Annotated in this window: 23 protein-coding genes; 12 read left to right on the top strand and 11 right to left on the bottom strand. The window is 67.3% G+C overall.

All coding sequences use genetic code 11. The annotated features are described in order from the left end of the window. The first annotated feature begins 243 nt into the window (after positions 1-243). Both ACAD63_RS21760 and ACAD63_RS21755 read left to right on the top strand, forming a co-directional pair. Entirely contained in the window at positions 244-1,797 is a 1,554-nt protein-coding gene (locus ACAD63_RS21760) for an MDR family MFS transporter (RefSeq protein ID WP_135704085.1), read from the top strand. A gap of 81 nt (positions 1,798-1,878) precedes the next feature. After that, positions 1,879-2,508 carry a glutathione peroxidase gene (locus ACAD63_RS21755; protein ID WP_434033248.1) on the top strand — a complete coding sequence of 210 codons (630 nt, stop codon included), beginning with the start codon at positions 1,879-1,881 and terminating at the stop codon, positions 2,506-2,508. 33 nt (positions 2,509-2,541) lie between these two features. On the opposite strand, the gene gstA is transcribed toward ACAD63_RS21755, so the two are convergent. From gstA to ACAD63_RS21740, 3 genes are all read right to left on the bottom strand, one after another. After that, positions 2,542-3,168: a glutathione transferase GstA gene (gstA, locus tag ACAD63_RS21750; protein ID WP_133096675.1), complete on the bottom strand. Its 627-nt coding sequence runs from the start codon at positions 3,166-3,168 to the stop codon at positions 2,542-2,544. A gap of 171 nt (positions 3,169-3,339) precedes the next feature. Next, positions 3,340-4,068 (bottom strand): maleate cis-trans isomerase family protein, encoded by a 729-nt coding sequence (locus ACAD63_RS21745; RefSeq protein ID WP_029047813.1) that lies wholly within the window; start codon positions 4,066-4,068, stop codon positions 3,340-3,342. A gap of 87 nt (positions 4,069-4,155) precedes the next feature. After that, positions 4,156-5,454 (bottom strand): MFS transporter, encoded by a 1,299-nt coding sequence (locus ACAD63_RS21740; protein WP_133096676.1) that lies wholly within the window; start codon positions 5,452-5,454, stop codon positions 4,156-4,158. Positions 5,455-5,642: 188 nt separating this feature from the next. Here ACAD63_RS21740 and ACAD63_RS21735 point away from each other — a divergent pair, with 188 nt between their 5' ends. From ACAD63_RS21735 to ACAD63_RS21725, 3 genes are all read left to right on the top strand, one after another. Then, the gene (locus ACAD63_RS21735; protein ID WP_434033247.1) at positions 5,643-6,362 is read left to right on the top strand and encodes a GntR family transcriptional regulator; all 720 of its coding nucleotides are present in this window, start codon (positions 5,643-5,645) and stop codon (positions 6,360-6,362) included. Positions 6,363-6,399: 37 nt separating this feature from the next. Further along, positions 6,400-7,248 (top strand): fumarylacetoacetate hydrolase family protein, encoded by an 849-nt coding sequence (locus ACAD63_RS21730; protein ID WP_135704089.1) that lies wholly within the window; start codon positions 6,400-6,402, stop codon positions 7,246-7,248. Between the two features lie 294 nt (positions 7,249-7,542). Continuing rightward, positions 7,543-8,766, top strand: a complete 1,224-nt coding sequence (locus tag ACAD63_RS21725; RefSeq protein ID WP_195427754.1) for a M20 aminoacylase family protein — start codon at positions 7,543-7,545, stop codon at positions 8,764-8,766. Positions 8,767-8,843: 77 nt separating this feature from the next. Here the strand turns inward: ACAD63_RS21725 and ACAD63_RS21720 are convergent, their stop codons facing one another. Next, on the bottom strand, positions 8,844-9,725 hold the full coding sequence (locus ACAD63_RS21720) for an AraC family transcriptional regulator (protein WP_434033246.1): 882 nt from the start codon (positions 9,723-9,725) through the stop codon (positions 8,844-8,846). 124 nt (positions 9,726-9,849) lie between these two features. On the opposite strand from ACAD63_RS21720, the gene ACAD63_RS21715 reads away from it, so the two are divergent. Further along, complete coding sequence (locus ACAD63_RS21715; protein ID WP_434033245.1) at positions 9,850-11,091, top strand: MFS transporter; 1,242 nt, start codon at positions 9,850-9,852, stop codon at positions 11,089-11,091. A gap of 37 nt (positions 11,092-11,128) precedes the next feature. On the opposite strand, the gene ACAD63_RS21710 is transcribed toward ACAD63_RS21715, so the two are convergent. After that, the gene (locus ACAD63_RS21710; RefSeq protein ID WP_135704096.1) at positions 11,129-11,689 is read right to left on the bottom strand and encodes a MarR family winged helix-turn-helix transcriptional regulator; all 561 of its coding nucleotides are present in this window, start codon (positions 11,687-11,689) and stop codon (positions 11,129-11,131) included. A gap of 87 nt (positions 11,690-11,776) precedes the next feature. On the opposite strand from ACAD63_RS21710, the gene ACAD63_RS21705 reads away from it, so the two are divergent. From ACAD63_RS21705 to ACAD63_RS21695, 3 genes are all read left to right on the top strand, one after another. Beyond that, positions 11,777-12,718 carry an EamA family transporter gene (locus ACAD63_RS21705; RefSeq protein ID WP_434033244.1) on the top strand — a complete coding sequence of 314 codons (942 nt, stop codon included), beginning with the start codon at positions 11,777-11,779 and terminating at the stop codon, positions 12,716-12,718. Positions 12,719-12,776: 58 nt separating this feature from the next. Then, positions 12,777-13,082, top strand: coding sequence for a hypothetical protein (locus ACAD63_RS21700; RefSeq protein ID WP_434034035.1), 306 nt, complete (start codon positions 12,777-12,779; stop codon positions 13,080-13,082). 119 nt (positions 13,083-13,201) lie between these two features. Further along, a complete protein-coding gene (locus ACAD63_RS21695) occupies positions 13,202-14,197 on the top strand; it encodes a Bug family tripartite tricarboxylate transporter substrate binding protein (RefSeq protein WP_434033243.1) in 996 nt (331 codons plus the stop codon). Positions 14,198-14,213: 16 nt separating this feature from the next. Here ACAD63_RS21695 and ACAD63_RS21690 read toward each other — a convergent pair whose 3' ends face one another. Next, a complete protein-coding gene (locus ACAD63_RS21690) occupies positions 14,214-14,894 on the bottom strand; it encodes a response regulator transcription factor (RefSeq protein WP_133096683.1) in 681 nt (226 codons plus the stop codon). A 202-nt stretch (positions 14,895-15,096) separates the two neighbouring features. Between ACAD63_RS21690 and ACAD63_RS21685 the strand changes: the two genes are divergently transcribed. After that, on the top strand, positions 15,097-15,804 hold the full coding sequence (locus ACAD63_RS21685; RefSeq protein ID WP_133096684.1) for a response regulator transcription factor: 708 nt from the start codon (positions 15,097-15,099) through the stop codon (positions 15,802-15,804). Positions 15,805-15,898: 94 nt separating this feature from the next. On the opposite strand, the gene ACAD63_RS21680 is transcribed toward ACAD63_RS21685, so the two are convergent. The 4 genes from ACAD63_RS21680 to minC form a co-directional block, all read right to left on the bottom strand. Continuing rightward, positions 15,899-16,978, bottom strand: coding sequence for a porin (locus tag ACAD63_RS21680; RefSeq protein ID WP_135704100.1), 1,080 nt, complete (start codon positions 16,976-16,978; stop codon positions 15,899-15,901). A gap of 329 nt (positions 16,979-17,307) precedes the next feature. Beyond that, positions 17,308-17,562 carry a cell division topological specificity factor MinE gene (gene minE, locus ACAD63_RS21675; protein ID WP_006164360.1) on the bottom strand — a complete coding sequence of 85 codons (255 nt, stop codon included), beginning with the start codon at positions 17,560-17,562 and terminating at the stop codon, positions 17,308-17,310. A 21-nt stretch (positions 17,563-17,583) separates the two neighbouring features. Continuing rightward, a complete protein-coding gene (gene minD / locus ACAD63_RS21670; protein WP_029047801.1) occupies positions 17,584-18,399 on the bottom strand; it encodes a septum site-determining protein MinD in 816 nt (271 codons plus the stop codon). Between the two features lie 67 nt (positions 18,400-18,466). Next, a complete protein-coding gene (gene minC / locus ACAD63_RS21665; RefSeq protein ID WP_434033242.1) occupies positions 18,467-19,297 on the bottom strand; it encodes a septum site-determining protein MinC in 831 nt (276 codons plus the stop codon). A gap of 242 nt (positions 19,298-19,539) precedes the next feature. Between minC and ACAD63_RS21660 the strand changes: the two genes are divergently transcribed. Continuing rightward, complete coding sequence (locus tag ACAD63_RS21660) at positions 19,540-20,511, top strand: magnesium and cobalt transport protein CorA (protein ID WP_133096687.1); 972 nt, start codon at positions 19,540-19,542, stop codon at positions 20,509-20,511. 147 nt (positions 20,512-20,658) lie between these two features. Then, positions 20,659-21,363 (top strand): tetratricopeptide repeat protein, encoded by a 705-nt coding sequence (locus ACAD63_RS21655; protein ID WP_135704104.1) that lies wholly within the window; start codon positions 20,659-20,661, stop codon positions 21,361-21,363. Between the two features lie 48 nt (positions 21,364-21,411). On the opposite strand, the gene gatB is transcribed toward ACAD63_RS21655, so the two are convergent. After that, positions 21,412-22,869 (bottom strand): Asp-tRNA(Asn)/Glu-tRNA(Gln) amidotransferase subunit GatB, encoded by a 1,458-nt coding sequence (gatB, locus tag ACAD63_RS21650; protein WP_133096689.1) that lies wholly within the window; start codon positions 22,867-22,869, stop codon positions 21,412-21,414. Positions 22,870-22,872: the final 3 nt, after the last annotated feature.

Genomic DNA, 22,872 nt, shown 5'->3' with positions numbered 1-22,872 from the left:
GCGCCGGCCCTGCCCCCTGGCCCTTCTCCCGCGGGCGGGAGAGGGGAGAAAACCGTAGGGGTTTGACGACATGCCCCGCGGCCTCCCTTAGCGCGATATGCGCCGACCGCATATAATTATGCGGTTACTGAATTACGGTCACTCCGCTGCGGCTTACCGGCCGTTCCTGGCGGACCTTCCGGCCGGCAATTCCCCCTTCCCTGTGTTTCCCTCGCGGCACTGTGCCGCGTACCCGTGTCTGCAATGTCGTCGTCCGCACCCGCCGCCCAAGCCATTCCAACGCCCGTCCACGACCATCGCGCCATCATGCGCGTCATCGGCGGCATCGTGCTGTGCATCCTGCTGGCGGCGCTGGACCAGACCGTGGTGATCCCGGCGGTGCCGGCCATCGCCAACGACCTCAACGGGTTCGGCCACCTGTCGTGGATCGTGACCGCGTACCTGATCGTGTCGACGGTGACCACGCCGCTGTACGGCAAGCTTTCCGACAGCTTCGGCAGGCGCCGGCTGCTGATGGTGGCGATCACGCTGTTCATCGGCGCCTCGGTGGCGTGCGCGCTGGCGCAGACGCTCGGGCAGCTGATCCTGTTCCGCGCGCTGCAGGGCGTGGGCGGCGGCGGGCTGATGTCGCTGGCGCAGGCGGCCATCGCCGACGTGGTGGCGCCGCGCCAGCGCGGGCGCTACCAGGGTTACCTGGCCACGGTGTGGGCGGTGGCGTCGATCGCGGGGCCGCTGGTGGGCGGCTGGGTGTCGGACTACATGTCGTGGCGCTGGCTGTTCTGGGTCAACGTGCCACTGGGCCTGCTGGCGATGGCGATGTGCCATCGCGGCCTGGCGATGCTGGCGCCGCGCGGCGGTCCGGCGCGCGTGGACTGGCTGGGCGCGCTGCTGCTGGCGGTGGCCATCGTCGCCTTCCTGCTGGCGATGAGCTGGGGTGGCGATGTCTATGACTGGCTCTCGCCTGAGCTGGCCGCCCTGCTGCTCGCCGCGGCAGTGGCGGTGGCGCTGCTGGCGTGGCAGGAGCGCCGCGCGGCCGACCCGATGCTGCCGCCGCGGCTGTTTGCCAACCGCGCCTATGTGATGGGGGTGGCGGCGTCGGCGCTGTCGGCGCTCAACATCTTCCTGTGCATCTTTGCGTTGCCGCTGCACTTCCAGCTGGTGCGCGGTGCCGATGCTTCGACTTCCGGCCTGCTGGTGATGCCGTTCCTGCTGGCAACGGTGGCGGGCAACTTTATCGTGGCATGGGTGGCGCCGCGCGTAGGCCGCATGCGCGGCATCCTGACGGCGGGCTATGTCGCCGGTGCGCTCGGCCTGATCGTGCTGGCGCTGGTGACGCCGGCGGTGCCGCTGGCTGTCGTGCTGATGGCGATGACGCTGGCCGGCGTGGGCCTGGGCATCACCATGGTGGCCACGCTGATGAGCGTGCAGAACGTGCTGGAGCGCCGCGATACCGGCGCCGGCACCGGCGCGCTGCTGGTGCTGCGCTCGCTCGGCAGCGCGCTGGGCGGGGCGCTGGCGGGCACGCTGCTGACGCTGGAATTCCGCCATGCGCTGGCGGCCTCGGGCGTGAAGCAGGCGCTCGACCTGGGCGCGCTGCGCCATGGCAGCGAAGCGCTGGCGCAGCTGTCGCCGGCGGTGCGGCACGTGCTGGCGGACGGTGTCGAGTCGGGCTTCCACCTGATCTTTGCCGCCGGCGCGGCCGCATCGGTGCTGGCGCTGCTGGTCGTGCGCAGCATGCCGGACCTTGAGCTGCGCAGCAGCGTCACCGAGCACGCGGCCACGCTGGCGATGGACTGAAGCGGCGGCGGCAGCGGGCCCGCCATCGGCGTAGACTACGCGTACCCGATACAGCGAGCCGACCCCTGGAGCCCCGCCGCCATGTTCCGTCGTTCCGTGATTTCCCGCCCCCTCGCCCTCGCCCTCGCCTTCGCCGCCGTGGCGCTCGCCGCGTCGGCACTGGTGCCCTCGCCTGCTCGCGCCGCCGAGAAGTCCGCAGCGCCCGCTGTGGCGACGCAGGCGGGCGCTTGCCCCGCATCGCTCAACTTCACCTTCCCGCGCCTGCAGGACGAAGCGCCGCAGAACCTGTGCCAGTACGCCGGCAAGGTGGTGCTGGTGGTCAACACGGCAAGCTATTGCGGCTTCACGCCGCAATACGAAGGGCTTGAGGCGCTGCACGCCAAATACAACTCGCGCGGGCTGGTGGTGCTGGGATTCCCGTCCAACGATTTCTCGCAGGAGCCGGGCTCGGAGAAGCAGATCGCCGACTTCTGCTACAACACCTACGGCGTCAAGTTCCCGATGCTGGGCAAGTCGCACGTGCGCGGCAGCGACGCCAACCCGATGTACGCGCTGCTTGCCAGACAGACCGGCACCGCGCCCAAGTGGAACTTCTACAAGTACCTGATCGGCCGCGACGGCAAGGTGGTGGCCAGCTACGACAGCCGCACCAGGCCCGACGACAAGGAACTGGTGGCGAAGATCGAATCGCTGCTCGGCGCGCAGCGCTGAGCGGCGCCCTCCCCGCACCACCTCCGCGCCAGCTCAGTCGCGCACCAGCCCTTCCGCGCGCATTGCTTCCTGTACCGCGGGCCGTGCGGCCACACGTGACAGGTATTCCTGCAGCGACGGGTAGGCGGTCAGCGGCATCATCAGCATGCGCGCCCAGCCAAGGATGGTGAAGCAGTACGCATCGGCCACGGTGTAGCGGTCGCCCATCAGGTATTGGCGGGTTTGCAGGTGGCGGTCGAGTTCGGCGAAGCGCGCCTGCAGCTTTGCCTTGCATGCCTGCTGCGTGCTTGCCGCGGTTTCCTTGTGCCACAGCCACGGGCTGAACACCTTGTGCAGTTCGGTGGAGACCAGGGTCAGCCAGCCGGTGGCTTCCAGCCGCTCGCGCGTGCCGGCGGCGGGCAGCAGGCCGCGTTCGGGCACCAGATCGGCGATGTACTGCAGCAACGATGCCACTTCGGTATGGCGCGAGCCGTCGACCAGCTGCAGCAGCGGCACATAGCCGCGCGGGTTGATGGCGTAGTAGTCGTCGCTGCCGTTCTCGGGCTGTGCCAGCTTGTGGTGTTGCAGGTCGACCTGGGCCAGCGTGACGGGGAGGCCGGCTTCGCGCAGCGCGATGTGGACGGACATCGAGCATGCGCCGGGGGAGTAGTAGAGCTTCATCGCGATCCTGTTTGGGGTGGGCTGGCCGCCACGCCATTGTGGGGCCGTGGGAGCAGTCTAGGATCGCGGATTCGGTGCGGCAATGCGCGGGCGTGCGGAGGGGGATTGCAGATTTGCACAGCCCGCGTGCGTCGATGGCGCGACTGGATCGCGCCATCGTGGCTCAGGCAATCACTCCACTTCGCGGAACAGCCGGCCCCACCCTTTCAGCTCGCGCGTATCCACGCCGCACAGCCGCAGCGATTTCCACACCACGGTAGAAATGGTGTCGTACAGCGGGATCCCCGTCTCGGCTTCAAGCTCCTCGGCCAGGTGCGCCGCACGCAGGTTGGTGCAGAACGTGGTGATTGCCTGCGGCCCATGCTGCGCGAGGCCGCGCACCATCTCGCGGATGGTGTCGGCTTCGACTTCGGCAAAGCTGTAGTTCACGTGCAGGTCGAGGTGGCTTTCCGCCACGCAGTGAAAGCCGCTGCGTTCGTAGTTGGCGATGATGCGCTGCTGCACGTCGTCCAGGTACGGCGTGGCCAGGCCGAAGTTGCGCGCACCGGTCTTTTCCAGGATCTCGTTGAGCGCCAGCACCGAGGTAGTGGCCGGGATGCCGGTCGCCTCGGTGATCTGCCTGCACAGCGCTTCATCCTTGTCGAAGCCGAGCCAGCCGGACGAGGTGCCGTTCCAGGCGATGACGTCGACGCGCGCATCGGCCAGCAGGCTGGCGGCGGCCAGGATCTTGTCGAGGTTGAACTGCCCCAGCGCCTGGTCGCGCAGCGAGATCTCGGTCACGGTGAAGCGCGAGAAGTGCGCGCTGACATTGGGCAGGCCGGCAACCATCGCGCTGGTGATGGGCTCGAGCGCCGTGTTGGAAGACGGCGTGAGCATGCCGAGTCGGATTTGCTTGGTCATGTTGTGTTCAGGAGTAAACGTGGGGGCTGGGACGTTGCCGGCCCCCTGCTTGTCTTGGAATTTGGTGATCGCAGCGATCCGCGCGGATCAGACCGGAATCTTGGTCTCGTAGTCGATGGCGGTCGAGGCCAGCAGCAGGCCAACGCCGGCAGCAGCGAAGAACATCAGCGCCAGGAAGTACGAGCCGGTGAACTGCACGATCATGCCGACGATGATGGGCACGGTGATGCCGCCGATATTGCCGCCCAGGTTCATCACGCCGCCCAGGAAGCCGACCTTGTTGCGGGTGCCGAGCATCGACGGAACGCACCAGAACAGGCCGCACCAGCGCAGGAAGAACAGCGTGGACGACAGCAGCACCACCACGATGATCGGGTCGCTGACATATGCCACCGAGAAGATCGAGGCCGTGGCCACCACCGCGGCGATGCCGAACAGCGTGCGCATCACCACGTTGGGACGGCCGCCCGCCTCTTTCCACTTGTCGGCGATCCAGCCGCCGACCAGTTCGCCGATAAAGCCGCTGAAGAAGATGATGAAGCTGGCGCCGCCCATCTGCTTGATGTCGAAGCCGTGCACCTTGTTCAGGTAGTTGGGCATCCAGGTCAGCAGGCCGTAGAACACGGTGTTGAAGCACATCCAGCCAGCGGCCATGCACCACACCGAGCGGTACTTGAAGAAATCCATGGAGCGGCCCGACAGGTTGGCCGGCTCGGCGCGGTGCTCGCTGGCCTGCGCTTCTTCGATATAGCGCGCTTCCATCTCGTTCACGCCGCGGTGCTCGCGCGGGGAATTGCGCACGTAATACCAGGCCATGAAGCCGGCCAGCACGGTGCCCACGCCGGCCACGATAAAGGCCAGCCGCCACGAGCCCAGCGAGGCGATCAGCCACGTGATGATGATCGCGCCCAGGGCCGCGCCCAGCGGTGCGCCGCCGTCAAGCAGCGTGGCGCCGCGGCCGCGTTCGTTCTGCGTCATCCAGATGGCGTTGAGCTTGCCGCCGGCCGGGTAGATCGGCGCTTCGGCGGCGCCAAGGCCGAGCCGCGTCAGCATCAGCGACATGGCATTGGTGGTGAACGCCGCGATGGTCTGGGCCAGTCCCCAGAACACGGTGGCGCAGGCGATCACGATGCGCGGCTTGTACTTGTCGGCCAGCATGCCGCCCGGCACCTGCATCAGCGCGTAGGTCCAGAAGAACGAACTGAGGATCAGGCCCTGCATGGTGGGACTGAGGTCGAACTCCTTCGCGATCAGCGGCATGGCCACCGAAAGCGAGGCGCGATCGATGTAGTTGATCGCGATGAGAAACAGCATCATCAAAAAAATCTTCCAGCGCACGGAGGTCTTGGCCTCCGTCAACACCGTCGCCTGGCTTGTCGTTTGCATGGCGGCGTCTCCTTGTCTCGGTCCTTTGGGTGGGCAGTTTTAATGGGTGTCGCGCAACAGGCCGGAGTATAGGATACGTAATCTGTAATTACAACGCTTGTAAGTTATTGATTTTACGATGTTGCGAATGCACAATTTTGGTATGTGATAGCCTTCTCGTGGTGCATTTCCCCATTCTGGTGACGTCTGTGACACAAACGCTTTCCCCTACCACGCGCCTGCGCACGCTCGGCATGTCCGCCGGCATCGCTGCCCGGCTGCGCACCATGATCGAAGAGGGCGAGTTGCCGCCCGGCGCCCGCATCGACGAGCGCGCCTTCTGCGAGACCTTCGACGTCTCCAAGACGCCGCTGCGCGAGGCGCTCAAGGTGCTGGTCTCCGAGGGACTGGTGCTGCACCGGCAATACATCGGCTACCGCGTGGCGCCGCTGGACCTGGGGGAGTTGCGCGCCACCTTCGAGACCCTGCACGGGCTCGAGGCGCTGGCCGGCGAACTGGCGGCGCGGCGGCTGGGCGACGCCGCCATGGCGAAGCTGGAGCGGCGCCACCAGGCCATGATCGACGCGCATGCCGCGGGGCGGCGCACCGACTATTTCCGCATCAACCAGGAAATCCACCAGCTCATCATCGACGGCGCCGCCAACCCGGTGCTGGCCGGCGTCTACGCCACGCTGATGAGCAAGGTCCACCGCGCGCGCGGCGCCGCCAATGCCGACATCCTGCGCTGGCAGGAGTCGCATGAGGAACATGAAGAAATCATGGCCGCGCTGCGCGAGCCCGGCAGGCCGCGCCTGGCGCAGGTGCTGCGCCGGCATTCGGAGAACACCGCGACCGAGGTACTCGCCGTGGTGGCGGCTTCGCTGGGCGAAGCCGGTGCGCGCGCCCCCGGCCTGAAGCAGTCCGCATGAATCATCCCTAATCCAATCCCTGACGAAAGCAACGACGATGAAACTGGTTCGAGTAGGCAATCCCGGCGCCGAGCGCCCTGGCGTGATCGATGCAGACGGCCGCGTGCGCGACCTGAGCGGCGTGGTGGGCGAGATCGGCCCGGGCGAGCTGGCGCCCGCGGCGCTGGCGCGGCTGGCGCAGGTGGACGTGGCAGCGCTGCCCGTGCTCGAGGGCGCGCGCTTTGGCGTGCCCTGGACGGGTATCGGCAAGATCGTGGCGATTGGCCTGAACTATGCCGATCACGCCGCCGAGGCTGGCATGCCGCTGCCGGCGGAGCCGATCGTGTTCCTGAAGGCCAACAGCTCGCTCAACGGCCCGGACGACGATGTGATGCTGCCGTTCGGCTCGGAGAAGTCCGACTGGGAGGTCGAGCTCGGCGTGGTGATCGGCACCGTCGCGCGCAATGTCTCGCGCGAAGAGGCGCTGAACCACGTGGCCGGCTACTGCGTGGTCAACGACGTGTCCGAGCGCGAGTTCCAGATCGAGCGTGGCGGCACCTGGGACAAGGGCAAGGGCTGCGACACCTTCTGCCCGGCCGGACCGTGGCTGGTGACGCGCGATGAAGTGGCCGATCCGCAGGCGCTGGGCCTGTGGCTGGAGGTCAACGGCGAGCGCGTGCAGCGGGGCAGCACCGCGACCATGGTCTTCGACGTGGCCACGGTGGTCAGCTATGTCAGCCGCTTCATGACGCTGCTGCCAGGCGACCTGATCGCGACCGGCACGCCGCCGGGCGTGGGCATGGGCTTCAAGCCGCCGCGCTTCCTGAAGGCGGGTGACACCATGCGCCTGGGCGTGGAAGGGCTCGGCGTGCAGAGCCAGCGCGTGGTCGCCTACGGCGAGCGCTGATCACCCTCCCGGCGCAAGCCGGGCAGGGCGCGGCGTTACCTGGCAAGGTGACGCCGCCGCGCGCGTTGCGCGATGCTGCAACGCAGGTAAAGAGCGCCAGCTTCAATGGTTCCCCGTCGAAACGCTTTCACACAAAGCGTTGGGTTTCCATACAAAGCGTGCCGTGCGCGCAACGGTTCCGGTGACGAAAACGCCCGGATCGCCTCGATTTACCCGAAATCGCACACTTGGCATTTCGCTTGCGTTTTCTGCGTGAAATACTGGTTATACAGGTTTCGCCAGAGAGCAAACGTCATGTCAGAGCACGCCCCCGAGATCGAGTCCTACCTCGGTACCACACTCAAGCGCCGCTACTGCGGGCTGGCCGACACCCTGGACAGCCGCGCCGAACTCGAGGCGATCCGGCGCAACATCCACCAGAATCCCGAGCTTGCCTTTGACGAGGTCCGCACGTCCGGCCTGATCGCCAGCCTGCTGGAAGCGTGGGGCTTCACGGTCACGCGTGGCGTGGGCGGGACCGGCGTGGTCGGGACGCTGCAAAGCGGCGAGGGCACGCGCAGCATCGGCATCCGCGCCGACATGGACGCGCTGCCGATCCACGAGCGCACGGGGCTGCCTTACGCGAGCGTCAATCAGGGCCGCATGCATGCCTGCGGCCACGACGGCCACACCGCGATCCTGCTCGGTGCGGCACGGCAGCTGGCGCGTACGCGCAACTTCGACGGCACCGTGCACCTGATCTTCCAGCCGGCCGAGGAAATCGGCGCGGGCGGCGGCGCCGAGCGCATGCTGGCTGATGGCCTGTTCGAGCGCTTCCCGTGCGACGCGATCTTCGGCCTGCACAACCATCCGGGCGTGGAGCAGGGCAACTTCCTGTTCCGCGCGGGCCCGTTCATGGCGGCGTGCGACACGGTCACCATCACCATCCGCGGCAAGGGCGGCCACGCGGCGCGCCCGCACCAGTCGGTCGATCCGATCCTGGTGGCCGGCAGCCTGGTGATGGCGCTGCAGTCGGTGGTGTCGCGCTTCGTGGATCCGAACGAGGCCGCGGTGGTGAGCATCGGCACGCTGCACGCCGGCCACGCACCCAATGTGATCCCGGACAGCGCGCGCATGGAAATCAGCGTTCGGTCCTTCAGCCCCGATGTGCGCGCGTCGCTGGAAAACCGCATCCGCCAGCTGGCGCTCTCGCAGGCCGAGGGCTATGGCGCCGTGGCGGAAGTCGACTACGTGCGCGGCTATCCGGTGCTGGTGAACAGCGAGCGCGAGACCGAGTTCGCGCGGCAGGTGGCCGAGGAACTGGTTGGCGCCGACAAGGTGGTGCCGCAGGCTGCGCGCATCACGGGCAGCGAGGACTTTGCGTATTACCTGCAGCAGCGTCCGGGTTGCTTCGTGCGGCTGGGCAATGGGGCCAGCCAGCCACTGCTGCATAACGCGGGGTACGACTTCAACGACGAGAACCTGACGGTGGGCGCGGCGTACTGGACGAGGTTGGTGGAGCGGTATCTGGGGCGTTGAGCGGGGCACGGGTTTTCTCCTCTCTCCCACTTCGCGGGCGAGGGGAGCCCTCACGACGGGCACCAGTGGTCGGTTTCTTACCGGAAGAACACGCTAGGCGGTACGCCGAACTGCCGCCTGAACATCGTCGCGAACGCGCTCGGGCTGTCGTAGCCGAGGTCCAGCGCCACGTCGACCACCTTGCTGCCCGCAGCCAGCTTTTCCAGCCCCGCCAGCAGCCGCGCCTGCTGGCGCCATTGCCCGAAGGTCATGCCGGTCTCGCGCGCAAAGCGGCGCTGGATGGTCTTGGGATCCACGCCCAGCTTTTCGCCCCAGTCCGCCAGGGTCAGCGCGATGTCGGGCGTTTGCACGATCGCGTCGCAGATCTGGCGCAGGCCTGCGTCAGCCGGGCGCGGCAGGTGCAGCGGCAGCGATGGCACCAGCAGGACTTCATCGAGCAGCAGCCGCATCAGGCGCGCATCGCGCGTATCCGGTTCATAGGGCAGGGGGATGTCGATCGCGGCCAGGATCAGCTCGCGCAGCAGCGGTGAGATGCCGAGCACGGTGCAGCGCTGCGGCAGGCCCGGCGCGGCATCCGGGCGGATATAAGCGGTGCGCATCTGCACGTGGCCGACCATGCGGATCCAGTGCATGGTGCCGCCCGGCATCCACATGCCGCGCGTGGGCGGCACGATCCACTGGCCTTCCTCGGTGGCTACCACCATCACACCGTGCACCGCGTGGATCAGCTGCGCGTGCGGGTGCTGGTGCCGCTTGGTCATTTCACCGGGCAGGTAGTCGGCGGCCATGGCGGCAACCGGCATCGGGCTGCGGTCGTAGCGGACGTAGCGCGGGGGACTGCTGTAGGTGTCGTCCGGCGTGGCGGCTGGCGGCACCGGCAAGCCGCGCAGATCGCGGGCCCGCCCGGTTGCGGAACCCGGCGGGGCGGTGTCGTCGGAGGCACGGGGCGCGCGCGGCATGTCCTTTTCTCCAAGGTTGCGGCCCCATTCTCGCAGGACAGGCGCGTGCGTGCCAGCTAGCATCCCGACTCACAGTCCTGGCCAGCGCCCCCGCTGACCGCTTTCCGTTTGTCGAGAGCCGCCAATGAGCACAACCATCGACTCCGCGCCGTCCGGCGCCTCAGCTTCCAGCATCTCCACCACGCCGGCGCAGGCCGAACGCACCGGCTTCCGCGTGCTGTCGGCGATCAGCTTCGCCCACTTCCTCAACGACATGATCCAGTCGTTGATCCTGGCGATCTATCCGATGCTCAAGGGCGGCTTCAACCTGAGCTTCACGCAGATCGGATTGCTGACCATGACGTACCAGGTCACCGCGTCGCTGCTGCAGCCGGTGGTGGGCCTGTACACCGACAAGCATCCCAAGCCGCATTCGCTGGCGATCGCGATGGCCTTTACGCTGGGCGGCCTGCTGCTGCTGTCGGTGGCGCCGACCTACGGCGTGCTGCTGGTGGCGGCGGCGCTGGTCGGCACCGGCTCGTCGATCTTCCATCCCGAGTCGTCGCGCGTGGCGCGCATGGCGTCGGGTGGCCAGCACGGGCTGGCGCAATCGATCTTCCAGGTCGGCGGCAACGGCGGCAGCGCCATGGGGCCGCTGCTGGCGGCGCTGATCGTGCACCAGCAGGCGAGCCTGGCGTGGTTCTCGCTGGCGGCGCTGGTGGGCATCGTGGTGCTGTGGCGCATCGGCGGGTGGTACGCGCGCCAGCTGGCGCAGGGCGCGCGCAAGCGCAAGGCCGCGGGCGCCGCGGCCAGCCCGGTGCCGACGCGCGTGGTGATGCGGGCGATGCTGGTGCTGATGGTGCTGGTGTTCTCCAAGTATTTCTACATGGCCAGCCTGACCTCGTACTACACCTTCTACCTGATGGAGCGCTTCGGGTTGGCGCAGCAGAACGCCCAGTTGCACCTGTTCCTGTTCCTGTTCGCGGTGGCGGCGGGCACCATCCTGGGCGGGCCGATCGGCGACCGCATCGGGCGCAAGCGCGTGATCTGGGCGTCGATCCTGGGCGTGGCGCCGTTCACGCTGCTGCTGCCGCACGCGGGCCTGTTCTGGACCACGGTACTGACCTTCATCATCGGCTTTATCCTGGCGTCGGCGTTCTCGGCGATCCTGGTGTTCGCGCAGGAGCTGATCCCCGGCAAGGTCGGCATGGTGTCGGGGCTGTTCTTCGGCTTTGCCTTCGGCATGGGCGGCATCGGCGCTGCGGTGCTGGGTGGGATGGCGGATACGCACGGCATCGGCGCGGTCTATGAGTACTGTGCCTACCTGCCGCTGCTGGGGCTGCTGACGGTGTTCCTGCCGGACCTGCGCGAGCGCGCGCACGGCTGACACTCGGCCGGCTTTCCGGGGCCGGGTCAGTCAGGGCTCAGGCGTCGCTGGTCTCGTCGCCGCCAGGAGGCGGTTCGAACTGGCGCAGCCAGCGCCGCAGCAGCGTGGCCAGCTGGGCCCGTTCCGTGGCGCTGAGCGCCGCCACCAGGCGGTGCTCGTTCTCGACGTGCACTGCCACAGCATGATCGATGCGCTCGCGCCCGGCGTCGGTCAGTTCCACCAGCAGGCCGCGCCGGTCGTCCGGGTTGGGGCGGCGTTGCACCAGGCCCGCGCGCTCCAGGTGGTCGAGCCGGTTGGTCATGGTGCCGGACGTGATCATCAGCGAACCGATCAGCGCGCCCGGCGACAGCGCAAACGGCGGGCCGGAGCGCCGCAGGGTCGCCAGCACATCGAATTCCCACGGCTGCAGCGCCGTTTCCGCCAGCGCGGACTCGATCGACTTGCCGGTATGACGGTTGAGCCGGGCCACGCGGCCGATCAGGCCCATCGGCGAAGCATCCAGGTCAGGGCGTTCTCGCGCCCACTGCGCGAGGATGGTGTCGACGTGGTCTGGCGTGTCGTCCGGGATTGCGGGCTGGGGTTTGCGGCGGGCTGGCATTGGTACATTCAGGCAGGAACGTAAGTATCTTGACATCAAACGATCTGCTTCGTAAAGTGGGTTTATATTGATATCAAGAAACTTGATATGAAGACGAATGGTCCGGCCAACGCTGCTGCGTCCGCTGCTGTATCCGCTTCTGCCGGGGCAATTTCCGCGGCTTCAGCGTCCCCCGCAACCGGCCGGCTGCCGCTGCGGGACATCCTCCTCACCGGCCTGGCCCCGGCGATCTGGGGCAGCACCTACCTCGTCACCAGCCAGTGGCTGCCGCCGGGCCAGCCGCTGCTGTCCGGCGTGATCCGCGCGCTGCCGGCCGGGCTGCTGATGCTGGCCTGGGGCCGCACCCTGCCCAAGGGCAGCTGGTGGTGGCGGGCGGCGGTGCTGGGCGTGCTCAATATCGGCTTCTTCCAGGCGATGCTGTTTATCGCGGCGTACCGGTTGCCCGGCGGCGTGGCCGCCACGGTCGGGGCGATCCAGCCGCTGATCGTGGTGGCGCTGGCCTGGGCCTGGCTGGGCGCGCGCCCGCGCACCGCGGCCTGGCTCGCAGGCGTGGGCGGGCTGCTGGGGGTGGCGCTGCTGGTGCTGGGGCCGGCGGCACGGCTCGATGCCATTGGCGTGGCCGCGGCGGCCGCGGGTGCGGCATCGATGGCGGTGGGCACCGTGCTGACGCGGCGCTGGCAGCCGCCGCTGTCGCCGCTGGTGCTGACCGCATGGCAGCTGTGTGCGGGCGGCCTGTTCCTGCTGCCGTTCGCGCTGGCGCTGGAGCCGCTGCCCGGGCATTTCACGCTGGCCAACTGGCTGGGCTACGCCTGGCTGAGCATCATCGGCGCGGGCGTGACCTATGCGCTGTGGTTTCGCGGGGTGGGGCGCATGCCGTCGTCGGCGGTGTCGGCGCTGGGCCTGCTGAGCCCGGTCAGCGCCACCGTGCTTGGCTTCGTGGTGCTGGGGCAGGCGCTGACCGCGGTGCAGGCGGTGGGGGCGTTGCTGGTGCTGGCGAGTGTCTGGCTGGGGCAGCGCGCGGCAAACTGAGTGCATGGGCATCGCCGCAGCGGCCGCGGACTGCTGCCGGCCTGCGTTTTGCGGCATCATGGCGGGCATGAAGTCCGCCGTGCCCACCATGCCCCCGCTCGCCCCGCCTTCTCCAGTCACCTCCGCGCCTGTCACGCCGGCCTGCGAGCGCTGCCTGGAACTGGCCGCCGACCCACGCCGGCGCGAGCCGCCTGCCTGCCTGGCGCTGCGCAATACCGCGCCGCTGGTGAGCCAGAGTGCCGCGGGCGTGCCGTTCAGCATGCTGACCTTTGCCTGCCGCGACTGCGGCACGGTCTGGCGCCTCTATGACCGCGCCAACGAGCTCTTTGTCTCCTGGGTGCCGGAACGCCCGCTGGTGCGCTAGGCACCGTTGAGCGCGCAACCGATCGGCTAAGATAGCGGCTGTCGCGCGCCGGCCGGCAGTTCTGCCCGGTGAAGACGCGCTCCAGATTCTCTCCCCGTCTTCCCCGTATTCCCGACACCATGGCCTTCCCGTTCCGCCCGACCTTGCTGGCAGCCACCGTTGCCGCCGGCCTGCTGGCCGCCGCACTCCCCGTCGCCGCCTCCGCTGCCGCAGACAATTACCCCAGCCGCCCGATCCGCCTGATCGTCGCCTATCCCACCGGCGGCATCAGCGACACCGTGGCGCGCGCGCTCGGCGAGCGCCTGTCGGCGCAGATGGGCACCTCGGTGGTGGTCGAGAACAAGGCCGGCGCCGGCGGCAGCATCGGCATCGACGCCGTCGCCAAGGCCGCGCCGGACGGCTACACGCTCGGCTTCGCCTCGACCAGCCCGCTGACGCTGAACCCGCATGTCGGCCACGTCAACTACGACCCGCAGAAGGACGTGGCGCCGGTGATGAGCGTGATGTACTCGCCGGTGCTGGTGATCGCCACCAACGGCTTCAGCGGCAAGGGCTTCGCCGACGTGGTCGGCCAGGCCCGCGCCAAGCCGGGTTCGGTGCGCTGGGCGACCTCGGGGCTGGGCACGGTCGGCCATGTGGTGCTGGAGCAGATCAGGCAGAAGTCGAAGGCCGACATCACGCTGATCCCTTACAAGGGCGCCGGCCAGCAGATGAACGATGCGCTTGGCGGCCAGTTCGAGGTGATGAGCACCAACGCCAGCCCGGCACTGACCCAGCATATGCAGGCCGGCCGCCTGCGCGCACTGGCGGTCGGCGCGCCAAAGCGGCTGGAGAGCCTGCCGCAGGTGCCCACGCTGGCCGAGCTTGGCTATCCCAAGGCCAACCTGACTTCGACCTTCGGCGTGTTCGCGCCGGGCAAGACCCCCGCGGCGATCATCGAGCGCCTGAATGCCGAGCTGAACAAGGCACTGGCCGAACCGGACGTCCACGAGCGCCTGCTCAAGGGCGGCGAAGTGCCCACCGGCGGCACCCCGGCGCAGTTCGCCAGGTCGATCCGCGAGGAGTACGCGGAGAACGCACGCATCGTCAGGGAAGCCGGCATCAAGGGGGACTGACCTGGCGAATGCCGGCTCAGGCGGTATCGAGCCGGCACCCCAGCCCATAGACCGCAGACAGCCGCACACCGTTGTGCGGCCACAGCGACAGCTTGGTGCGCACGCGCGACAGGTGGCTGTCCACCGTGCGCGAGGTCGGCTCGATGTGATACCGCCAGACCTGGTCGACCATGGTCTGGCGCGGCACCACGCAGCCGAGATTGCGGAACAGCAGCACGGCCAGGTCGAATTCCTTCGGCGCCAGCGGCACCGGCCTGCCATGCACCCAGGCACGCCGCTCGGAAGGGGCAAAGCGGAACGCGCCATGCGCCACCTCGCAGGCTTGCGTGGACGGCCGCGCGCGCCGCAGCAGCGCCTGCACGCGCGCGGCCAGCTCGCCCAGCCGCGGCGGCCCCGGCAGGTAGCTGTCGGCGCCCTGCGCAAAGCAGGCCGCGACAAAGTCCTCTTCATTCGAGCCGCCGGTCAGCATCACCGGCAGCTCATGGCCCAGCGAGCGCCGCACCCACGCCAGCACATCCAGCGCCGGGATTCCCGGCGTTTCGCAATCGAGGATCAGCAGGTCGAACGGCTCGGCGTGCAGCGCGCCCAGCAGCGTGCGGCCGCTGAGGTAGCGCCGGCACTGGTGGCCGTCAAGGCGCAGGGCCTGTTCGATGCGGATGGCGAGGGTCGGATCGGCCTGCAGCGAGGCAATCTTCACGGTCGTGGCTCCTCCTGCCGGCGCAATGCCGCCGGCAATGGCGAAGCCATGTTATGGGCGCCTGGCTGAGGCAAGAAGTAAAAGATTGTTGAAAGCCCGAATTGAGGTCTTTCCTATTCGTCCGGCGGGGCACGCGGTCTTAAATGACGCGCTACGACTGCAGCGACTGTGCGCTGCGGGCGAACGTCGCCGGAGACCACACATGGGAAAGAAGATTGCATCGCTAGAGGACGCGCCCGCCGATGCGGCACTGATCCGCCGGATCATCGCCGGCGGCGGGCATGAGTGCGTGACCTTCACCGAAAGTCGCAAGCTGCTGCTGGCGCTGCGTAATGCGTGCTTCGACCTGCTGCTGCTCGACTGGTCGATGCCGGACCTGTCCGGGCGCGAGGTGCTGGCGTGGGTGCGCACGCATCTCGACCGGCGCGTGCCGGTGATGTTCCTCAGCGGGCGCGATGCCGAGCAGGACATCATCAGCGCGCTCGCCGCGGGCGCCGACGACTACATGGTCAAGCCGGTGCGTCCCGCCGAACTGTCGGCCCGTGTGGAATGCCTGCTGCGGCGCGCCTATCCCCCGGTGCAGTCGCCGCACGCCCCGCTGCGGCTGGGCGAATACGCCTTCGACTGCGCCATGCGCACGGCCACCTGCAACGGGCATCCCATCTGCCTGACGCCCAAGGAGTTCGACCTCGCCGTGCTGCTGTTCCGCAACGAGGGCCGCATCGTCACGCGCGACCACATCACCGCCGCGGTCTGGGGGCGCGAGATCTCTTCGCTGTCGCGCACCATCGATACCCATGTGTCGCGCGTGCGCAGCAAGCTCGGCCTGCAGGCGTCGCAGGCGCTGCGGCTGACGCCCGTCTACACGCATGGCTACCGGCTGGAACGGATCGAGCGCGCCGCCGCGTGAGGGAAGCATGAGGGCAGGCACGAGGGCAGCGCACGCCAATGAAAAAAAGGCACCCGAAGGTGCCTTTCGCCAGGGACTGCTGATGGGGTAACGATCAGAAGATGTGGCGGATACCGACGGCAGCGCCGGTCTGGTTGTTGCGGCCCGGCATTTCGGTGATGGTGCCGCCCGAGACCTTGTTGAAGTCCACGGTGCCATAGACCTGGGTGCGCTTCGACAGCGAGTACTCGGCCAGCAGCACGCCGGTGTAGCGGCGGCCGTTGTTGTCGCTCACGCCGTTGACGTTCTCGACGTAGTCGCCGTAGAACACGCCGGTCAGGGCCAGGGCCGGGGTGGCCTGGTAGGTCATGCCGATGTAGCCGATGGTGTCCTTGCGCGGGTTAGCCGCGAAGTTGCCGCCAGCCGGGACCGGGTTGTTCGTCGCGCCGCCGGTGAAGTTCAGCGAAGCGTCGACCGAACCGGTGCGGTCCTGGCCGCCGATGTAGCCCAGGAAGATCTTTGCCGGGCCGATCGAGTACTTACCGGCAGCGCCCCACATTTGCTGCTTCTGGCCGGTGGTGTTGCGCACTTCCTGGTACACGCCGCCGACGGCGAACGGACCGTAGGTGTAAGCGGCACGCGTGCCCCAGTACTGGTTCTGGCTCATGCTGCCCGGCTGCTCGCCGAAGCCGTAGCTGGCGCCAACGTCCAGGCCGCCGAACTTGCCGCCGTAGCTGACGACGTTGTCGTTACGGAAGTTGGTCAGGAAGAACGGCCAGGCGTTGTTGGTGTAGTTGCCGATGGTCAGCGGATCGAAGTCGCCGAAGAAATTAAAGCCTTCGGTGTACTGGCGGCCCAGCTTGATCGTGCCGAAGTCGCCCGACAGGCCCACATAGGCTTGACGGCCGAACAGGCGGCCACCCTGGTTGGCACGGCCGGTGTCCGGATCGAAGCCGTTTTCCAGCTGGAAGATCGCCTTCAGGTTGTTGCCCAGCGCTTCGCTGCCCTTGATACCCCAGCGGCTGTTGGTCACTGCGCCGTTGGTCAGTTCCCACGAGTTGTCGTTGTTGGCGCTCGAGTTCGTCTGGAAGCGGATGCTCTGGTCAACGATACCGTACAGGGTGACGGACGACTGGGCGAATGCCGAACCTGCCAACAGGCTGCCGGCTGCGAGGACGATGGCCGATTTCTTCATGGTGCTCCTTTTCTGTCTTGTACTGTTCTCTGCCGGATCACGGCAGGGAGAAGGTCTACGTTTCGTGTAAACGCCGGCGAAAATTTAACAAAACGTAAGCAGTAAGGACACAAATGTCCGCCAAGCCCGGCTTTCAAGCAGGATTTTGGTGCGAATTCGTTGTCTCGCCGCTACAAATTCCAGTTTTGGTGCGACGCGCAATGCCCCAGGCCGCTTGGGCACTGGGCTGGTGAACTGATGGCGGAGCGCAAAAGACTACAGGCCAGGACGCAGACACTGCGCCCTGGCCTGTAGCGGGACGGATGGGGACCGGGCTATGGCGACCGGGATCAGCCTTGCGGGATCTCGATCTTGACTTCGAGCACCTCGAGGTTGTCCTGGCGCTCGAGGCTGACGCGCAGGTCCTGGTCGCTGATCTTGACGTACTTGGAAATCACCGCCACCAGCTCGCGCTGCAACGCGGGCAGGTAGTCGGCGGGGGCGGAATGGCCGGTGCGCTCGTGGGCGAGAATGATCTGCAGCCGCTCCTTGGCGACCGACGCGGACTTTTTCTTCTCCCCCAGCAGGAAGGAAAGGATCGACATTGGGATGAGCCTCCGGACCGTTTATTTGTTGCCGAAGATGCGGGAGAACAGCCCCGGCTTCTGGTAGTCGGTGAAGCGCATCGGCTTGTCCTTGCCGAGGAAGCGGTCCACCACGTCGCCATAGGCGTCGGCTACGTCGCTGCCTTCCAGGTGGATGGCGGGCGTGCCCTGGTTCGATGCGTGCAGGACGGCTTCCGATTCCGGCACCACGCCGATCAGCTTGATGCGCAGGATTTCCTGGATGTCGGTCAGCGACAGCATCTCGCCGCCGTGCACGCGCTTGGGGTTGTAGCGGGTGATCAGCAGGTGTTCCTTGATCGGATCGCCGCCTTCGCTGGCGCGCTTGGTCTTGGACGACAGGATGCCGAGGATGCGGTCCGAATCGCGCACCGAGGACACTTCGGGGTTGGTGACGATCAGTGCCTCATCGGCAAAGTACATCGCCATCAGCGCGCCCGACTCGATGCCCGCGGGCGAATCGCACACGATGTACTCGAAGTCCATCTCGATCAGGCCGTTGATGACCTTCTCCACGCCTTCCTTGGTCAGCGCGTCCTTGTCGCGCGTCTGCGAGGCCGGCAGGATGAACAGGTTTTCGCACTTCTTGTCCTTGATCAGCGCCTGGCGCAGGTTGGCTTCGCCCTGCACCACGTTGATCAGGTCGTACACCACGCGGCGCTCGCAACCCATGATCAGGTCGAGGTTGCGCAGGCCGACGTCGAAGTCGATCACGGCAGTCTTGTGGCCACGCAGGGCCAGGCCGGCGGCAAAGCTGGCGCTGGTGGTGGTCTTGCCGACGCCTCCCTTGCCGGAGGTCACAACGATGATTTTTGCCATGGCTCTTTGGTCCAGTAATTAGGTTGAAGCTTGCGCTGCTTGATTGGGGTCCCCGATGCCGGTGCGGTTACTTGAGCCGCAGCGCCTCGAGGATCAGTTTTTCTTCGGCCAGGCGTACCTGGGCCGTCTTGCCGAGCACGTCGGCCGGGAGCGTCTGCTCCGCGGTACGGTAGATGCCGGCAATGGAAATGAGTTCGGGCTCCATGCACGTGCTGAAGATGCGCGCACCGGTGTTGCCCTTGACGCCCGCCAGCGCGCGGCCGCGCAGCGGGGCATAGATATGGATGTTGCCTTCGGCAATGACCTCGGCCCCATAGCTGACCACGTCGAGGATCACCACGTCGCCGTGCGCGTAGACCTGCTGGCCCGAGCGCAGCGGCTTGTCGATCAGCAGGGTCTGGTGCTGGCGCACCGCGGCGGCGACCGCGGCGTCGGTGGTGGCCTGCGCGGCGGCGCGGACGGCGTCTTCGCGCGCGGCCTGCTCGGCCGCGGCTTGCGCGGCGGCCTGAGCAGCGGCCTGTTCCGCCTCGGCGGCGGCCTTGGCCTCGGCGGCACGATCGGCGCCGGCCCCGCTGCCGCGGCGGCTCTGGCTGTCGAGCAGCGGCAGACCGAAGCGCTCGGCCCATTCGCGCTGGCCGGCGCGGGCCACCACGCCGATGGCGCGTGCCTTGAGCGTGGCCAGGGTCTCGATCACCGTGCCGAGCGCGACTTCGCTATCGTCCTCGAGCGCGCGCAGGTCCAGCGCGATCACGTCATTGGAGAAGAAATCGGGAGTGGCTTCGAACCGGGAGAGGAGGTCATCCCGCAGCGCAGCCATGTCGGCGGTCTGGAGGGCGAGAAGGAGGGCATCGACGTTGCCACTGCGCAGCTCGAAGCGTGGCGATTTCTTCTGGGACATAGCCGGGTGACCGTGGAAATGCCACATTCTAACGTTGTCTTACACGCGAACTGTAACAATTGGCGCGATCCATGAGATCGAGCCGCAATAGGTGCCCTGTGCGTTCCATCTGCCCGCGCGTTGTGCAGCACGCGGCTCGCACCGCCGGCGCCGAGTGACCGGCGACACGCAGGGCCGGCTCTCGCCGCCGTAGCAATTTGCAAAGCCTTGTTACGATTGCGCCATTGGACAGCGGAGTTCCCATGGGCGCCATCGTCAATTGCGTGGCCTACCGGCAGGGCCAGCGGCTCGGCACGGTCGGCATGGAAGAGATCCCCACGGTGCTGGGCGTGCCCGGCACCTTTGTCTGGCTCGGGCTGCATGAGCCAGACCTGACGCTGCTGCGCAAGGTGCAGCTCGCCTTCGGCCTGCACGACCTGGCGGTGGAAGATGCGCTCGATGCGCACCAGCGGCCCAAGCTGGAGGCCTATGGCGATTCGGTGTTCGTCGTGCTCAACACGGCGCAGCTGGCCGAGGACGAAGTGGTGGTCGGCGAGACGCATTTGTTCGTCGGTCCCAACTACGTGGTCTCGGTGCGCCATGGTGCGAGCAGCGCCTACACCCCGGTGCGCGAGCGCTGCGAAAGCGACCCGCAAGGCCTGGCGAACGGACCCGGCTACGTGCTGTACGCGCTGATGGACTTCGTGGTCGATCACTACCTGCCGATCGTCACGCGGCTGGAAGACACGCTGGAGGACCTGGAGCAGGGCATCTTCCGCGACGAGTTCGACCGCGGGGCGATCGAGAATCTGTACCGGGTCAAGCGCCAGGTGCTGCGCCTGCGCAATGCGGTCAGCCCGGTGGAAGACATGTGCAGCCAGCTGATTCGCCTGCACGAGGAGCTGGTGCCGAAGGAACTGCGCGCCTACTTCCGGGACATCGAGGACCACGCCAGCCGGCTGGTGCGCACGCTGGACGTGATCCGCGAAATGCTGACCACCGCGGTGCAGGTCAACCTGGCACTGGTGACGGTGGGCCAGAACGAGGTGGTCAAGCGGCTTGCCGGCTGGGGCGCGATCCTGGCGCTCCCGACGGTGGTGTTCAGCCTGTACGGGATGAACTTCGATTTCATGCCGGAGCTGACTCTCCACTACGCCTATCCGGCAGTGATCGGCGTGACGGCGGTGGCGTGCGGACTGCTGTGGCGGCGGCTCCACCGCGCGGGATGGATATGATCCGATCGCTAATTTATTGATGCTAAGAATGACGGATCATTATTTTTCATATGATTGATTATTCGCATCGATAAACTGGCCCGCCTACCGGGTGCCCCCGCTGACTCCTACACTGGAGCAAAGAAGGCGCCGCGCCCGGAGTCCGCCATGTCGAAAGCCCGTTCCCCGCATGCCGCCGTGCTGGCCGGCATCCTCTGCTGTGCATGGCTGTGCCTGCCGCCCGCCGCCGCCGCACCCCAGCCGCCCGCCCCCGCACAGACGCAGACCCGCGACGCCGTTGCTGCCTATGAGTCGGGCCGCTTCGACGAGGCCTTGCAGGGCTTCTCCAGCGCCGCGCGCCAGGGCAACCGCCTGGCGCAATTCAACTACGCGATGATGCTGCTGCGTGGCGAGGGCACCGCTGCGCGGCCGCAAGAGGCCCTGGTGTGGCTGCGCAGGGCGGCCGACAACGGCATGACGCATGCGCAATACACCTGGGGCGATCTGTACGAGCGCGGCCAGCTGGTGCCGAAATCGCTCGAAGAGGCGAACCGCTGGTATGAGCGCGCGGCGCAAGGCGGGCACGTGCAGGCGCAGATGGAGCTGGCAACGAACTACTTCACCGGTCGCGGCGTGCCGCGCGACTATGCGCAGGCGTTTGCGTGGTACCGGCGCGCGGCGAGTGCGGGAGATGGCGGGGCGCAGTACATCGTCGGCAGCTTCTATGAGCACGGCGAGCCTGGCGTGGTCGACCGCGATATCGAGCAGGCGAAGATCTGGTATGCGCGCTCAGCGGCACGCGGGGATCCGGGTGCGCTGGCGAAGCTGAGGTCGCTGCTGGAGGAGACGGTGAAGGGGAGGGCGGGGATGTAGTCCTCTCCCGCATCGCGGGAGAGGTAGCAAACAGCTGGCAGGCCTGGATCAGCCCAGCTTCTTCCTCAGCAGCTCGTTCACCTGCGCCGGATTGGCCTTGCCCTTGGTCGCCTTCATCGCCTGGCCGACCAGCGCATTGAACGCCTTTTCCTTGCCCGAGCGGAATTCCTCGACCGACTTGGCGTTGGCCGCCAGCACGTCGTCGATGATCTTCTCCAGCTCGCCGCTGTCCGACATCTGCTTCAGGCCCTTGGCGGCGATGATGGCGTCGGCATCGCCGTCGTGCTCGCCAGCCCACATGGCCGGGAACACGTCCTTCTTGGCGGTGTTGTTCGAGACCGTGCCGTCGGCGATGCGCGCCAGCAGCCTGGCCAGCTGCGCCGGCTTGACCGGTGCGTCGTCGATGGCGATGCCTTCGCGGTTCAGTTGCGAGGCCACGTCGCCCATCAGCCAGTTGGCGGCGGGCTTGGCGTTGGCGGCGCCGGCATCGGCGACCACGGCCTCGTAGTAGGCGGCAAATGCCTTGGTCGCGGTCAGCGTGGTCGCGTCATACGCCGACAAGCCGTATTGCGACACAAAGCGCGCCTGCATCGCGGCCGGCAGCTCCGGCAGCGCATTGCGCACGCGCTCGATCCAGGCCGGTTCGATCTCCAGCGGCATCAGGTCCGGGTCAGGGAAGTAGCGGTAGTCGTGCGCGTCTTCCTTGGTGCGCATCGCGCGGGTCTCGCCGGTGTCCGGATCGAACAGCACGGTGGCCTGCTGGATCTTGCGGCCGTCCTCGATTTCTGCGATCTGCCACTGCACTTCGTATTCGATGGCCTGCTGCAGGAAGCGGAACGAGTTCAGGTTCTTGATCTCGCGGCGCGTGCCGAATTCCTTCTGGCCGACCGGGCGCACCGACACGTTGGCGTCGCAACGGAAGCTGCCCTCCTGCATATTGCCGTCGCAGATGCCCAGCCACACCACCAGCGAGTGCAGTGCCTTGGCGTAGGCCACCGCTTCGGCGGCGCTGCGCATGTCGGGCTCGGTGACGATCTCGAGCAGCGGCGTGCCTGCGCGGTTCAGGTCGATGCCGGTCATGCCGGCGAAGTCCTCGTGCAGCGACTTGCCCGCGTCTTCTTCCAGGTGCGCGCGCGTCAGGTTGACGGTTTTCTCGTAGAACTCGCCCTTCTTGCCTTCGACCTGGATGGTGATGGTGCCGCCCTGGACCACCGGGATCTCATACTGGCTGATCTGGTAGCCCTTGGGCAGGTCGGGGTAGAAGTAATTCTTGCGCGCGAAGATGCTGCGCGGCGCGATGGTAGCGCCGATCGCCAGGCCGAACTGGATCGCGCGCTCGACCGCGCCCTTGTTGAGCACCGGCAGCACGCCGGGCAGCGCCAGGTCCACCGGCGAGGCCTGCGTGTTGGCCTCGGCCCCGAAGGCGGTGGACGTGCCAGAAAAAATCTTGGAGGCCGTCGAAAGCTGCGCGTGCGTTTCGAGGCCGATCACCACTTCCCATTGCATGGC

Origin of the sequence: Cupriavidus sp. a3, assembly GCF_051015765.1 — a bacterium.
Lineage (GTDB): Bacteria > Pseudomonadota > Gammaproteobacteria > Burkholderiales > Burkholderiaceae > Cupriavidus > Cupriavidus oxalaticus_A.
Note: the sequence above shows the minus strand (reverse complement) of the source record. Positions and strands in the feature narration are given on the sequence as shown.

Coding starts and splice junctions, on each gene's coding strand:
- ACAD63_RS21740 (WP_133096676.1), bottom strand. CDS start 5,454: ATGCAAACGACAAGCCAGGCGACGGTGTTGACGGAGGCCAAGACCTCC.
- ACAD63_RS21705 (WP_434033244.1), top strand. CDS start 11,777: ATGAAGACGAATGGTCCGGCCAACGCTGCTGCGTCCGCTGCTGTATCC.
- minD (WP_029047801.1), bottom strand. CDS start 18,399: ATGGCAAAAATCATCGTTGTGACCTCCGGCAAGGGAGGCGTCGGCAAG.
- ACAD63_RS21725 (WP_195427754.1), top strand. CDS start 7,543: ATGTCAGAGCACGCCCCCGAGATCGAGTCCTACCTCGGTACCACACTC.
- ACAD63_RS21755 (WP_434033248.1), top strand. CDS start 1,879: ATGTTCCGTCGTTCCGTGATTTCCCGCCCCCTCGCCCTCGCCCTCGCC.
- ACAD63_RS21685 (WP_133096684.1), top strand. CDS start 15,097: ATGGGAAAGAAGATTGCATCGCTAGAGGACGCGCCCGCCGATGCGGCA.
- gatB (WP_133096689.1), bottom strand. CDS start 22,869: ATGCAATGGGAAGTGGTGATCGGCCTCGAAACGCACGCGCAGCTTTCG.
- ACAD63_RS21660 (WP_133096687.1), top strand. CDS start 19,540: ATGGGCGCCATCGTCAATTGCGTGGCCTACCGGCAGGGCCAGCGGCTC.
- ACAD63_RS21695 (WP_434033243.1), top strand. CDS start 13,202: ATGGCCTTCCCGTTCCGCCCGACCTTGCTGGCAGCCACCGTTGCCGCC.
- minC (WP_434033242.1), bottom strand. CDS start 19,297: ATGTCCCAGAAGAAATCGCCACGCTTCGAGCTGCGCAGTGGCAACGTC.
- ACAD63_RS21760 (WP_135704085.1), top strand. CDS start 244: ATGTCGTCGTCCGCACCCGCCGCCCAAGCCATTCCAACGCCCGTCCAC.
- minE (WP_006164360.1), bottom strand. CDS start 17,562: ATGTCGATCCTTTCCTTCCTGCTGGGGGAGAAGAAAAAGTCCGCGTCG.
- ACAD63_RS21745 (WP_029047813.1), bottom strand. CDS start 4,068: ATGACCAAGCAAATCCGACTCGGCATGCTCACGCCGTCTTCCAACACG.
- ACAD63_RS21710 (WP_135704096.1), bottom strand. CDS start 11,689: ATGCCAGCCCGCCGCAAACCCCAGCCCGCAATCCCGGACGACACGCCA.
- ACAD63_RS21715 (WP_434033245.1), top strand. CDS start 9,850: ATGAGCACAACCATCGACTCCGCGCCGTCCGGCGCCTCAGCTTCCAGC.
- ACAD63_RS21700 (WP_434034035.1), top strand. CDS start 12,777: ATGGCGGGCATGAAGTCCGCCGTGCCCACCATGCCCCCGCTCGCCCCG.
- ACAD63_RS21655 (WP_135704104.1), top strand. CDS start 20,659: ATGTCGAAAGCCCGTTCCCCGCATGCCGCCGTGCTGGCCGGCATCCTC.
- gstA (WP_133096675.1), bottom strand. CDS start 3,168: ATGAAGCTCTACTACTCCCCCGGCGCATGCTCGATGTCCGTCCACATC.
- ACAD63_RS21720 (WP_434033246.1), bottom strand. CDS start 9,725: ATGCCGCGCGCGCCCCGTGCCTCCGACGACACCGCCCCGCCGGGTTCC.
- ACAD63_RS21730 (WP_135704089.1), top strand. CDS start 6,400: ATGAAACTGGTTCGAGTAGGCAATCCCGGCGCCGAGCGCCCTGGCGTG.
- ACAD63_RS21680 (WP_135704100.1), bottom strand. CDS start 16,978: ATGAAGAAATCGGCCATCGTCCTCGCAGCCGGCAGCCTGTTGGCAGGT.